At 41.8% G+C, this 12,476-nt stretch carries 11 protein-coding genes; 10 read left to right on the top strand and 1 reads right to left on the bottom strand.

The window, feature by feature from the left end; translation table 11 throughout:
* Nucleotides 1-31: 31 nt before the first annotated feature.
* The 8 genes from groL to gap all read left to right on the top strand — a co-directional run bounded on the left by groL (nt 32) and on the right by gap (nt 8,476).
* Nucleotides 32-1,654, top strand: coding sequence for a chaperonin GroEL (gene groL / locus ABID27_RS07670; RefSeq protein ID WP_354281440.1), 1,623 nt, complete (start codon nt 32-34; stop codon nt 1,652-1,654).
* Between the two features lie 170 nt (nt 1,655-1,824).
* The gene (locus ABID27_RS07665; RefSeq protein ID WP_253365445.1) at nt 1,825-2,871 is read left to right on the top strand and encodes a zinc-dependent alcohol dehydrogenase family protein; all 1,047 of its coding nucleotides are present in this window, start codon (nt 1,825-1,827) and stop codon (nt 2,869-2,871) included.
* Nucleotides 2,872-3,055: 184 nt separating this feature from the next.
* Nucleotides 3,056-3,469 carry a 30S ribosomal protein S12 gene (gene rpsL, locus ABID27_RS07660; protein ID WP_354281366.1) on the top strand — a complete coding sequence of 138 codons (414 nt, stop codon included), beginning with the start codon at nt 3,056-3,058 and terminating at the stop codon, nt 3,467-3,469.
* 18 nt (nt 3,470-3,487) lie between these two features.
* Nucleotides 3,488-3,958, top strand: a complete 471-nt coding sequence (gene rpsG, locus ABID27_RS07655) for a 30S ribosomal protein S7 (protein ID WP_253365449.1) — start codon at nt 3,488-3,490, stop codon at nt 3,956-3,958.
* Nucleotides 3,959-4,189: 231 nt separating this feature from the next.
* Nucleotides 4,190-6,268: an elongation factor G gene (gene fusA / locus ABID27_RS07650; RefSeq protein ID WP_253365451.1), complete on the top strand. Its 2,079-nt coding sequence runs from the start codon at nt 4,190-4,192 to the stop codon at nt 6,266-6,268.
* Nucleotides 6,269-6,429: 161 nt separating this feature from the next.
* Nucleotides 6,430-6,669 (top strand): hypothetical protein, encoded by a 240-nt coding sequence (locus ABID27_RS07645; protein ID WP_253365452.1) that lies wholly within the window; start codon nt 6,430-6,432, stop codon nt 6,667-6,669.
* A 354-nt stretch (nt 6,670-7,023) separates the two neighbouring features.
* Nucleotides 7,024-7,254: a hypothetical protein gene (locus tag ABID27_RS07640; protein WP_354281363.1), complete on the top strand. Its 231-nt coding sequence runs from the start codon at nt 7,024-7,026 to the stop codon at nt 7,252-7,254.
* Between the two features lie 211 nt (nt 7,255-7,465).
* The gene (gap, locus tag ABID27_RS07635) at nt 7,466-8,476 is read left to right on the top strand and encodes a type I glyceraldehyde-3-phosphate dehydrogenase (RefSeq protein WP_253365456.1); all 1,011 of its coding nucleotides are present in this window, start codon (nt 7,466-7,468) and stop codon (nt 8,474-8,476) included.
* A gap of 106 nt (nt 8,477-8,582) precedes the next feature.
* Here the strand turns inward: gap and ABID27_RS07630 are convergent, their stop codons facing one another.
* Nucleotides 8,583-9,131, bottom strand: a complete 549-nt coding sequence (locus ABID27_RS07630; RefSeq protein WP_253365458.1) for a TetR/AcrR family transcriptional regulator — start codon at nt 9,129-9,131, stop codon at nt 8,583-8,585.
* Nucleotides 9,132-9,315: 184 nt separating this feature from the next.
* On the opposite strand from ABID27_RS07630, the gene ABID27_RS07625 reads away from it, so the two are divergent.
* Together ABID27_RS07625 and ABID27_RS07620 are read left to right on the top strand one after the other, a co-directional pair.
* A complete protein-coding gene (locus ABID27_RS07625) occupies nt 9,316-11,190 on the top strand; it encodes a heavy metal translocating P-type ATPase (RefSeq protein WP_435533073.1) in 1,875 nt (624 codons plus the stop codon).
* A 75-nt stretch (nt 11,191-11,265) separates the two neighbouring features.
* Entirely contained in the window at nt 11,266-12,462 is a 1,197-nt protein-coding gene (locus tag ABID27_RS07620) for a phosphoglycerate kinase (RefSeq protein WP_354281358.1), read from the top strand.
* Nucleotides 12,463-12,476 lie beyond the last annotated feature (14 nt).

Genomic DNA, 12,476 nt, shown 5'->3' with positions numbered 1-12,476 from the left:
GTAAGTAAATAGTAAGTAAGAGGAAATAATGATGGCAAAAGATATTAAATTTTCAGCAGACGCACGTAGTGCCATGGTCCGTGGTGTTGATATTTTAGCAGATACGGTCAAAGTGACTCTTGGACCAAAAGGTCGCAATGTAGTATTGGAAAAAGCCTTTGGTTCACCACTGATTACCAATGACGGTGTGACAATTGCAAAAGAAATCGAATTGGAAGACCATTTCGAAAACATGGGTGCGAAACTCGTGTCCGAAGTCGCATCAAAAACAAACGACATCGCTGGTGACGGGACGACAACTGCAACTGTCTTGACGCAGGCTGTTGTTCGCGAAGGTCTTAAAAACGTTACTGCGGGTGCTAACCCAATCGGCATCCGTCGCGGAATTGAAACAGCTGTTGCTGCTGCGGTAGAAGAGTTGAAAGTCATTGCTCAGCCTGTTTCAAGCAAAGAAGCAATCGCCCAAGTAGCTGCCGTGTCATCACGTTCTGAAAAAGTTGGTGAGTACATTTCAGAAGCCATGGAGCGCGTGGGTAACGACGGTGTTATCACAATCGAAGAGTCTCGCGGTATGGAAACAGAACTTGAAGTGGTCGAAGGAATGCAATTTGACCGTGGTTACTTGTCTCAATACATGGTGACGGATAATGAAAAAATGGTTGCCGACCTTGACAACCCATACATCTTGATTACAGACAAGAAAATTTCTAACATCCAAGACATTCTCCCACTCTTAGAGGAAATCCTAAAAACAAACCGTCCGCTCCTGATTATCGCAGATGACGTAGACGGTGAAGCCCTTCCGACTCTTGTTCTCAACAAGATCCGTGGAACATTCAATGTGGTTGCCGTTAAAGCTCCTGGCTTTGGGGATCGTCGCAAGGCTATGCTTGAAGACATTGCCATCTTGACAGGCGGTACCGTGGTGACTGAGGATCTTGGTCTTGATTTAAAAGAAGCAACAATGGCGGTGCTTGGGCAAGCTGCTAAAGTGAGTGTCGACAAAGATTCTACAGTCATCGTAGAAGGTGCTGGTAACCAAGAAGCAATCGCCAATCGTGTTCACCTCATCAAATCACAAATTGAAACAACAACTTCTGAATTTGACCGTGAAAAATTGCAAGAACGTCTGGCAAAATTAGCTGGTGGTGTTGCCGTTATCAAGGTCGGTGCAGCAACTGAAACAGAGTTGAAAGAGATGAAACTCCGTATTGAGGATGCATTGAACGCAACTCGTGCAGCCGTTGAAGAAGGGATCGTTGCCGGTGGTGGTACTGCCCTTGTCAATGTGATTGGGAAAGTAGCTGCGTTTGAACTGGAAGGCGACGATGCTACAGGACGCAACATTGTCCTTCGTGCATTGGAAGAACCTGTTCGTCAAATCGCCTACAACGCTGGCTATGAAGGTTCAGTTGTGATTGAACGCTTGAAACAGTCTGAAGTTGGTACAGGCTTCAACGCTGCGACAGGTGAATGGGTTGATATGGTTGCGACTGGTATTATTGACCCAGTTAAAGTGACTCGCTCTGCCCTTCAAAATGCAGCTTCAGTAGCAAGTCTTATCTTGACAACCGAAGCAGTTGTGGCTAACAAACCAGAACCAGCTGCTCCAGTAGCACCAGCAATGGACCCATCAATGATGGGCGGATTCTAAGTCTATAAATTACATAAAAGCTGTCTTTGGGACGGCTTTTTGTTTTGCCCAACTTTCTAGTATTCTGATAAAAAGTAGCCTACCAAAATGAATTATCACTAATTCAACCTTTTTCAAAGTCAAACAAAAATGAAAATGTTATAATAGATAAAAATGAATGGAGAAACGAAATGAAATCAGCTATTTTTGTAAAATCAGGTCAAGTTGCAGTTGCAGAAATTGATAAACCAACTATTCTTGAAGAAGACGACGCAGTTATCCGAGTGGTGCGCTCTTGTGTATGTGGCTCAGACTTGTGGGCTTATCGCGGAGATGACAACAAAGCAGAGCACTCAGCAAACAGTGGGCATGAAATCATCGGTATCGTCGAGGCAGTGGGTAGCGACATCAATACCGTGAAACCGGGAGATTTTGTCATTGCGCCATTCACACATGGCTGCGGTCATTGTGCGGCTTGCCGTGCAGGATTTGAAGGAGGTTGTCAAAGTCATACTTATGCAACGAATTTTAGTGGCGGTTACCAAGCAGAATACGTGCGCTATACCCACGCAGATTGGTCTCTGGTCAAGGTTCCGGGTCAGCCAAGCGACTACAGTGAAGGCATGATTAAGTCCTTCCTTGCCTTGGCGGATGTGATGCCGACTGGCTACCATGCGGCACGTGTTGCCAATGTTCAAGCTGGAGATACGGTTGCTGTCGTAGGTGATGGAGCGGTGGGGCTATGTGCTGTTATCGCTGCCAAGATGCGGGGCGCTAAGCGCATTATCATGATGAGTCGCCATGAAGATCGTCAAAAACTTGCAATTGAATTTGGAGCGACTGATATTGTTGCCGAACGAGGCGAAGAAGGTGTTGCTAAAGTTCTTGAATTGACAAATGGTGCTGGTGTAGATGCAGCCTTGGAATGTGTCGGAACTCACCTGTCTACTGAGACAGCAATTAAGATTGCTCGACCAGGAGCAGCTGTTGGACGTGTCGGACTTCCCCATACAAAAGATGTCAACATGGGCGACTATTTCGGTAAAAATATTATCTTCGCAGGAGGCCCTGCTTCTGTAACAACCTATAATAAAAGTGTCCTCTTAAAAGCGGTCTTAGATGGAGAAATCAATCCTGGGAAAGTCTTCACAGCTACATATCACTTAGATGACGTCAACCAAGCCTACCAAGATATGCATGACCGTAAAACTATCAAGGCTATGCTCACAATGGATTAAAAACAAGAAAAAATCATTGACAAAGAGTGCTGTCTATGCTATTATGATAGACGGTACTTTTTACTTTTGGTCTCTCAAAAGTGTACAGAGACGTGCTGACAATTGTTGCAAAAGTGCACACAGATAGGAACTGTCACCAAGTGTCCTATCAACCAAAAATAAAAAAATATACAGGAGAATGTAGATGCCTACAATTAACCAATTGGTTCGCAAACCGCGTAAATCAAAAGTAGAAAAATCAGATTCATCAGCTTTGAACGTTGGTTACAACAGCCGTAAAAAAGTTCAAACAAACGTTTCATCACCACAAAAACGCGGTGTTGCAACTCGTGTCGGAACAATGACACCTAAAAAACCTAACTCAGCCCTTCGTAAATTCGCTCGTGTACGTTTGAGCAACCTTATCGAAGTTACAGCTTACATCCCAGGTATCGGTCACAACTTGCAAGAACACAGCGTAGTATTGCTTCGCGGTGGACGTGTAAAAGACCTTCCAGGGGTACGTTATCATATTGTTCGTGGTGCACTTGATACTGCAGGTGTAACTGATCGTAAACAAGGCCGTTCTAAATACGGTACTAAACGTCCAAAAGGGTAAGAAGGGAGAATTCGTTAAATGAGTCGTAAAAATCAAGCGCCTAAGCGCGAAGTATTGCCAGATCCATTGTACAACTCAAAATTGGTAACTCGTTTGATCAACCGTCTTATGCTTGATGGTAAACGTGGTACTGCTGCATCAATTGTTTACGGTGCTTTTGAACAAATCAAAGAAGCTACTGGAAATGAGCCACTTGAAGTATTTGAAACAGCAATGGAAAACATCATGCCTGTACTTGAAGTACGTGCACGTCGTGTCGGTGGTTCTAACTACCAAGTCCCAGTTGAAGTTCGTCCAGAACGTCGTACAACATTGGGTCTTCGTTGGTTGGTAACAATCGCTCGTAACCGTGGTGAGCACACTATGGTTGACCGTCTTGCAAAAGAAATCATGGACGCAGCTAACAACACAGGTGCATCTGTTAAGAAACGTGAAGATACTCACCGTATGGCAGAAGCAAACCGTGCGTTTGCACACTTCCGCTGGTAAGATAGGATGTGAGGATGTTAAGAAAATTCAAGGAAAAATAGGAAATCTGACGAAGTGCCTAAAAGCTCTAGGAAGATTTATCATTTTTCCAGAATTTGTAGTCCGAACTCAACTAGATTCAATTCATGTAAAAGCGAATATTTATAGAACGGGTAGGTCCTGCCTATCCGTTTTTTATAAATAATGGTATAATAAGAAGTAAACTAAAAATTTTATAGGAGAAACAACCTCATGGCACGCGAATTTTCATTGGAAAAAACTCGTAACATCGGTATCATGGCCCACGTCGATGCCGGTAAGACAACTACAACAGAGCGTATCCTTTACTACACTGGTAAAATTCACAAAATCGGTGAAACTCACGAAGGTGCATCACAAATGGACTGGATGGAGCAAGAGCAAGAACGTGGTATCACAATCACATCTGCTGCGACAACAGCTCAATGGAAAGACACACGTGTTAACATCATCGACACACCAGGACACGTGGACTTCACAATCGAAGTACAACGTTCACTCCGCGTTCTTGACGGTGCTGTAACAGTTCTTGATGCTCAATCAGGTGTTGAGCCTCAAACAGAAACAGTATGGCGTCAAGCGACTGAATACGGTGTACCACGTATCGTATTTGCTAACAAAATGGATAAAATCGGTGCTGACTTCCTTTACTCAGTATCAACACTTCATGACCGTTTGCAAGCAAATGCACACCCGATTCAATTGCCAATTGGTTCAGAAGATGACTTCCGCGGAATCATCGACTTGATCAAGATGAAAGCTGAAATCTATACTAACGACCTTGGTACAGACATTCTTGAAGAAGATATCCCAGCTGAATACCTTGAACAAGCTGAAGAATACCGTGAAAAATTGATCGAAGCAGTTGCTGAAACTGATGAAGATTTGATGATGAAATACCTTGAAGGTGAAGAAATCACAAACGAAGAATTGATGGCTGGTATCCGTAAAGCGACTATCAACGTTGAATTCTTCCCAGTATTGTGTGGTTCAGCCTTCAAAAACAAAGGTGTTCAATTGATGCTTGATGCAGTTCTTGACTACTTGCCAAGCCCACTTGATATCCCAGCTATCAAAGGTGTAAATCCAGATACAGACGCTGAAGAAACTCGTCCAGCATCTGATGAAGAGCCATTTGCAGCTCTTGCCTTCAAGATCATGACTGACCCATTTGTAGGTCGTTTGACATTCTTCCGTGTATACTCAGGTATCCTTAACTCAGGTTCATACGTTTTGAATACTTCTAAAGGTAAACGTGAACGTATCGGACGTATCCTTCAAATGCACGCCAACACTCGTAAAGAGATTGAAACAGTTTACGCTGGTGATATCGCTGCTGCGGTTGGTTTGAAAGATACAACAACTGGTGACTCATTGACTGATGAAAAAGCAAAAGTAATCCTTGAGTCAATCGAAGTTCCAGAACCAGTTATCCAATTGATGGTTGAGCCAAAATCTAAGGCTGACCAAGACAAGATGGGTATTGCCCTTCAAAAACTTGCTGAAGAAGATCCAACATTCCGCGTTGAAACAAACGTTGAAACTGGTGAAACAGTTATCTCTGGTATGGGTGAGTTGCACTTGGATGTCCTTGTTGACCGTATGCGTCGTGAATTTAAAGTTGAAGCGAACGTAGGTGCTCCTCAAGTATCATACCGTGAAACATTCCGCGCTTCTACACAAGCACGTGGATTCTTCAAGCGTCAATCTGGTGGTAAAGGTCAATTCGGTGATGTTTGGATTGAATTTACTCCAAACGAAGAAGGTAAAGGTTTCGAATTCGAAAACGCTATCGTTGGTGGTGTGGTTCCTCGTGAATTCATTCCAGCTGTAGAAAAAGGTTTGGTTGAATCAATGGCTAACGGTGTCCTTGCTGGTTACCCAATCGTTGACGTGAAAGCAAAACTTTACGATGGTTCTTACCACGATGTCGATTCATCTGAAACAGCCTTCAAAGTGGCAGCATCTCTTGCCCTTAAAGAAGCAGCTAAATCAGCTCAACCAGCTATCCTTGAGCCAATGATGCTTGTGACTATCACAGCTCCAGAAGACAATCTCGGAGACGTTATGGGTCACGTAACTGCTCGTCGTGGACGTGTTGATGGTATGGAAGCTCGTGGTAATACACAAATCGTTCGTGCTTATGTACCACTTGCTGAAATGTTCGGTTATGCAACTGTTCTTCGTTCAGCAACACAAGGTCGCGGTACCTTCATGATGGTATTTGACCACTACGAAGATGTACCAAAATCTGTACAAGACGAAATCATCAAGAAAAACGGTGGACAATAATCATTGTTTCTAAGCCCTCACTTTGTGAGGGTTTTTGTGAGTTTTGCATAAAATTTATTGCCCCTCTCATGCTTATGTGATATAATTTTATAAAAATATACAAGGGGTTTTTATAAAAAAGAATTTTATCAAAATTAAGTGTAGTAATATCAATAATTTTTATGTCCGTTAATTTAGGTTCCTCTATCACTTATGCAAATTCATGGCAAAATGATTTAACATTCGAACATTCATTAATAAGTATGATTTTTGAGCGGAGTGCTTTAAAGATGTTAGAAGGGGGAGGAAGAAGCCTCCCCTTAGCTGCATTTGTTAATAAAAAAGGGGGGGAAGTGCGCTTGGTGGTGGAGCTGGTGATTTTTATTACAAAGGTTATCGTTTGTCACGAGATCGTGCGGTGAATTCTGGGAATGGTCCACACGGGGATAGTTACTGGAAATTATTTAATAAGCAAAACAATAGAATCGGAACATATGATCGTCAGGGGAAATATCTTCGTCCGTAGGAAGGAAAAATATGCACCAGTTTCAATTGCGGGACTACGCTATTTATATTTCAAATAGATTGTATCCTGTTTATAATGAAGATCAAGAAGAAATTTTAGTGGTTTTTCCAGAATATTCTTCTATTTGTGCCTCTATCCATTTTTTAGAAAATGGGAGACTTTCTTTGGCTAGTTTCTAGGGTGTTATTTATGAACTAAGAGAGAAAGAGTTGAGGGTTTATTATAACGATGAGGAAGCAGATGAAGAAGTATGTCTTTAGAAATTTATCAGATTTACTTGCCGGAAGAATTAAAAGTTTTTATTGGCAATCAAGAGAAAGATTTTTTGGTTTATAGCGATGAGAATGACTATGCAGTTTTGCTCTTGATTCGGTGGAATGAGTCAAGACAGTCTTTGCAATTTATCAATCGATGGAAAATTCAAATTGAAATAGATGGAAACGAAGTTTATATTGCTTGTGATGCAAGCAAAAAATATTAGAAAATAGAATGTATTTACATGAAAACTTTGTGAATCTTTTTTCAATCTTTTGAGTCAAAGTCTTGCATTTTATGGCAATTCAGTATATAATAGAAATGTTGAAAAGCGATTTGTTAGTTTATAAACTGACAAGTTAATTTTTTCACAATTGGGTAAAAGGCCTGTCCTTTTATAAATTAAACGTACGATTTTCATAAGGAGGAAATCATAAATGGTAGTTAAAGTTGGTATTAACGGTTTCGGTCGTATCGGTCGTCTTGCTTTTCGTCGTATCCAAAACGTTGAAGGTGTTGAAGTTACTCGTATCAACGACCTTACAGACCCAGCAATGCTTGCTCACTTGTTGAAATATGACACAACTCAAGGTCGTTTCGACGGTACAGTTGAAGTTAAAGACGGTGGTTTTGAAGTTAACGGTAAATTCGTTAAAGTTTCTGCAGAACGCGAACCAGGAAACATCGACTGGGCTAACGACGGTGTAGAAATCGTTCTTGAAGCAACTGGTTTCTTTACATCTAAAGAAAAAGCTGAGCAACACATCCACGCTAACGGTGCGAAAAAAGTTGTTATCACAGCTCCTGGTGGAAACGATGTTAAAACAATCGTATTCAACACTAACCATGACATTCTTGACGGTACTGAAACAGTTATCTCGGGTGCTTCATGTACTACAAACTGTTTGGCTCCAATGGCTAAAGCTCTTCAAGATAACTTTGGTGTAAAACAAGGTTTGATGACTACAATCCACGGTTACACTGGTGACCAAATGGTTCTTGACGGACCACACCGTGGTGGTGATCTTCGTCGTGCTCGTGCTGCTGCAGCTAACATCGTACCTAACTCAACTGGTGCTGCTAAAGCTATCGGTCTTGTAATCCCAGAATTGAACGGTAAACTTGACGGTGCTGCACAACGTGTTCCAGTTCCAACAGGTTCTGTAACTGAATTGGTTGCTACTCTTGAAAAAGAAGTAACAGTTGAAGAAATCAACGCAGCTATGAAAGCAGCTTCAAACGAATCATACGGTTACACTGAAGACGCTATCGTATCTTCAGATATCGTAGGTATCTCATTTGGTTCATTGTTTGACGCTACTCAAACTAAAGTACAAACAGTTGACGGAAACCAATTAGTTAAAGTTGTTTCATGGTACGACAACGAAATGTCATACACTTCGCAACTTGTTCGTACTCTTGAGTACTTTGCAAAAATCGCTAAATAATTCGATTGTTTAGTATAAAAAGAGCCGTTAGGCTCTTTTTTTGATACTTTAGAAAAAGCAAAAAAGAACTCCAAATCTAGCTGATTCAGGGTTCTTTTGTAATCGTTTAGAGAAGGTCCAAAAAGTATTGGCTAATGTCTTCAGCAGTTTTATCGGATGCATAGCGTAGCCACCAGTTAAGGCAGGTGATAAAAGTTGAAATAATGTGTTCCTGCAAGAGCAATGGTGGAATAGTACTATTGCTGAAGAAGTATTCTTTGACGGGTGGAGACAAATGGAGTGCCAATTGTTCACGGAGACTTCTACGGAAATAATCATCGTTCAGTCTGAATAGTGTGAGTACCTTATCGTCATTTTGTTTGAAATGATAAAAGAGGTGGGCAATACGGTCAGCCAGCGAGTCTTCAAAGTCATCTCTGTCAACCAATCGATGGTCAGAATAGGAAGCTGTTACAAAGACATGGTCAAAAAGGTGCTGGCACACAGCGGATAAGAGGTCGTCTTTGCTGGTGAAGTGGCTATAGAAGGTACTGCGCCCGATATTGGCCTTTTCGATAATGTCACCAACGCTGATCTGTTGAAAAGAGCTCTCGTTGAGCAGGCCAAAAAAGGCCGCAAAAATGGCTTCTTTTGTTTTTACGATTCGTTTATCCATTACTATCAAAATCCCCTAGACAATTTAAATGAGATGTTCAGTATCTAACAAAATTGGCAAACTGTTTCTGTTTTTGCCAATAAAAATCTGTCATACTACTATTGTAAAGGAGATATTCTAATATTTCAAGAACAAGGTTTTTTCTTAAAATTATTAGAAAATAGTAGGAATGGAGGTAATCGAAATGATTTCAGAAACAAAGAAGAGTATCCTTATTACAACAACTTGTGTGGTATTGATTTTACTAGGTTTGGTGAGTTCACTGTTGAAAGTTTCGACAGCAGAAACAATTCTTTTTATAGCGGCTTTTTTAGTGGGAGGCTATCAGTCTGCTAAGGAAGGTTTTGAAGAGTTATTTCAAGACAAACACTTGAATGTTGATATTTTAATGGTCTTGGCTGCTTTTGGGGCAGGGATTATTGGGTATTGGCTGGAAGGGGCTTTGCTCATCTTCATCTTTTCCCTTTCTTCCACTTTGGAAGTGTTGGCCATGGCTAAAAGTACAGAAGCTATCTCATCGTTGATGGCGATGACACCAGATGAGGCCCGTTTGTTATCAGAAGATGGAACAGTCACTGTTATCCCTACGGCTGATTTGAAAATTGGAGACCGGGTGCAAGTCTTAAAGGGGCAATCTGTTCCGATTGATGGAACGCTCTTGTCTGAAATGGCTTTGTTTGACGAATCTATGGTAACGGGTGAACCCCTCCCTGCTGAAAAGAAAGCGGGAGAAACGATTATTGGGGGTACCATCAACCAGAGCGAGACGATTGAGTTGGAAGTGCTAGTTGAAAATGATAACACCCTGTTTTCAAAAATTGTGAATATGGTGGAAGAGGCTCAGGCACGTAATAGTAAGACGACAACTTTTATCGATAAGTTGGAAAATGGCTATGTAAAGGGAGTTTTGTTCTTGGTGCCAACCTTTATCATCTTTACTTGTCTTGTGCTTGGTTGGCCTCTTCACGATGCCTTCTACCGTGGTATGATTTTATTAACAGTTGCTTCTCCGTGTGCCTTATTGGCAAGTAGTACTCCTGCAAGTTTGTCAGCTATTAGTCGTGCCGCGCGTATGGGTATGATTTTAAAAGGTGGTGATACTGCTGATAATCTGGCTGGTCTTAAGGCAATTGTCTTTGATAAGACGGGAACCCTAACCATTGGGAAACCAAGTGTGACAGCTCTGCATTTGGCTTCGGAGGTGGCGGATGAAACGCTGGCTGCAGTGGTGGTATCTGCTGAGAACAAGACCAGTCATCCGATTGCGCAAGTCTTGCTTGACTTTTATCCAGAGCAAGCTCAAGTTGAACTGGACCAATTGACCGATGTGACTGGTAAGGGATTTGAAGTTGTATTTCAAGCTAAGATCTGGAGAATTGGTAAAAAAGATTTTATCTTAGAAAATCTATCTCAACCTCTAGCGCCTGCAACACAGCAATTTATGGATGAACACGAAGCTAAGGGACAAACCTTGGTATTCGTTAGTGCAGATGGTATTTTGCAAGCGATCTATGCCTTGGCAGACCAAGTGCGTAAGGAAAGCAAACAAGTGTTAGCGGACTTGAAAGAAATCGGTATTGTCACGATTATGTTGACAGGTGACCAAGAAAAAACAGCGCAAGTGATTGCTAGCGAACTAGGAATTGACCGTGTTGTAGCCAATTGTTTGCCGATAGACAAGGCTAAGTACATCGCAGACTTCCAAAAAGAATACGGTTTAGTGGGCATGGTTGGCGATGGAATCAATGATGCTCCGGCCTTGGCTTTGGCAGATGTCGGATTTGCAGTTGCGACCGGTACAGATATTGCCATGGAAAGCGCGGATGTTGTCCTAGTTGACGATTTGACTCGCCTCACCTTTGCAATTGGCTTGTCTAAAAAAATGCGGGTCATTGTGATGGAAAATATCGTATTTGCCTTGCTTGTCATTGCTAGTTTGATTATCAGTAACTTGTTCCAACAAATTACTCTTCCTTTAGGGGTGGTTGGACACGAGGGTTCTACTATTCTAGTTATTCTGAATGGACTTCGTCTTCTTCGTTACAAAAATCACAAATAGAGGTGGATTTCTTTAGAATTATATAAGGAAATATGGTATAATGAGGAGTATAAAAATTTTAAGGAGTCTTTTCAAATGGCAAAATTGACTGTTAAAGACGTTGAATTGAAAGGTAAAAAAGTTCTCGTTCGTGTGGACTTTAACGTACCTTTGAAAGACGGCGTTATCACAAACGACAACCGTATCTCTGCGGCACTTCCAACTATTAAATACATCATCGAGCAAGGTGGACGTGCTATCCTCTTCTCACACCTTGGCCGTGTGAAAGAAGAAGCTGACAAAGCTGGTAAATCACTTGCACCAGTAGCTGCTGATTTGGCTGCTAAATTGGGTCAAGATGTTGCTTTCCCAGGTGCTACTCGTGGTGCTGAATTGGAAGCTGCTATCGACGCTTTGAAAGACGGAGAAGTTCTTCTTGTTGAAAACACTCGTTTTGAAGATGTTGACGGTAAAAAAGAATCTAAAAACGATCCAGAACTTGGTAAATACTGGGCATCACTTGGTGATGGTATCTTCGTAAACGACGCATTCGGTACAGCTCACCGTGCGCACGCTTCAAACGTTGGTATCTCAGCAAACGTTGAAAAAGCAGTTGCTGGTTTCCTTCTTGAAAACGAAATTGCTTACATCAAAGAAGCTGTTGAAACTCCAGAACGTCCATTCGTAGCGATCCTTGGTGGTTCAAAAGTTTCAGACAAGATTGGTGTTATCGAAAACTTGCTTGAAAAAGCTGATAAAGTCCTTATCGGTGGTGGGATGACTTATACATTCTACAAAGCGCAAGGTATCGAAATCGGTAACTCACTTGTGGAAGAAGACAAACTTGATGTTGCGAAAGCTCTTCTTGAAAAAGCAAATGGTAAATTGATCTTGCCAGTTGACTCAAAAGAAGCAGATTCATTTGCAGGTTACACAACTGTACGCGACACTGAAGGCGAAGCAGTATCAGAAGGCTTCCTTGGTCTTGACATCGGTCCTAAATCAATCGCTAAATTTGATGAAGCGTTGACTGGTGCAAAAACAGTTGTCTGGAACGGTCCTATGGGTGTCTTTGAAAACCCTGACTTCCAAGCAGGTACAATCGGTGTGATGGACGCTATCGTGAAACAACCAGGCGTTAAATCAATCATCGGTGGTGGTGACTCAGCTGCAGCTGCAATCAACCTTGGTCGTGCAGACAAATTCTCATGGATCTCTACAGGTGGTGGCGCTTCAATGGAATTACTAGAAGGTAAAGTACTTCCAGGTTTGGCAGCACTTACTGAGAAATAGGCGGTAAGTCCAAA

Source organism: Streptococcus gallinaceus (assembly GCF_040545695.1).
Taxonomy (GTDB): domain Bacteria; phylum Bacillota; class Bacilli; order Lactobacillales; family Streptococcaceae; genus Streptococcus; species Streptococcus gallinaceus.
This window is presented reverse-complemented; position numbering and strand designations above follow the sequence as displayed.

Bases quoted from the DNA above. Each gene is read 5' to 3' on its own strand.
- groL (WP_354281440.1), top strand. From the start codon at position 32: ATGGCAAAAGATATTAAATTTTCAGCAGACGCACGTAGTGCCATGGTC.
- ABID27_RS07665 (WP_253365445.1), top strand. From the start codon at position 1,825: ATGAAATCAGCTATTTTTGTAAAATCAGGTCAAGTTGCAGTTGCAGAA.
- rpsL (WP_354281366.1), top strand. From the start codon at position 3,056: ATGCCTACAATTAACCAATTGGTTCGCAAACCGCGTAAATCAAAAGTA.
- rpsG (WP_253365449.1), top strand. From the start codon at position 3,488: ATGAGTCGTAAAAATCAAGCGCCTAAGCGCGAAGTATTGCCAGATCCA.
- fusA (WP_253365451.1), top strand. From the start codon at position 4,190: ATGGCACGCGAATTTTCATTGGAAAAAACTCGTAACATCGGTATCATG.
- ABID27_RS07645 (WP_253365452.1), top strand. From the start codon at position 6,430: ATGTCCGTTAATTTAGGTTCCTCTATCACTTATGCAAATTCATGGCAA.
- ABID27_RS07640 (WP_354281363.1), top strand. From the start codon at position 7,024: ATGTCTTTAGAAATTTATCAGATTTACTTGCCGGAAGAATTAAAAGTT.
- gap (WP_253365456.1), top strand. From the start codon at position 7,466: ATGGTAGTTAAAGTTGGTATTAACGGTTTCGGTCGTATCGGTCGTCTT.
- ABID27_RS07630 (WP_253365458.1), bottom strand. From the start codon at position 9,131: ATGGATAAACGAATCGTAAAAACAAAAGAAGCCATTTTTGCGGCCTTT.
- ABID27_RS07625 (WP_435533073.1), top strand. From the start codon at position 9,316: ATGATTTCAGAAACAAAGAAGAGTATCCTTATTACAACAACTTGTGTG.
- ABID27_RS07620 (WP_354281358.1), top strand. From the start codon at position 11,266: ATGGCAAAATTGACTGTTAAAGACGTTGAATTGAAAGGTAAAAAAGTT.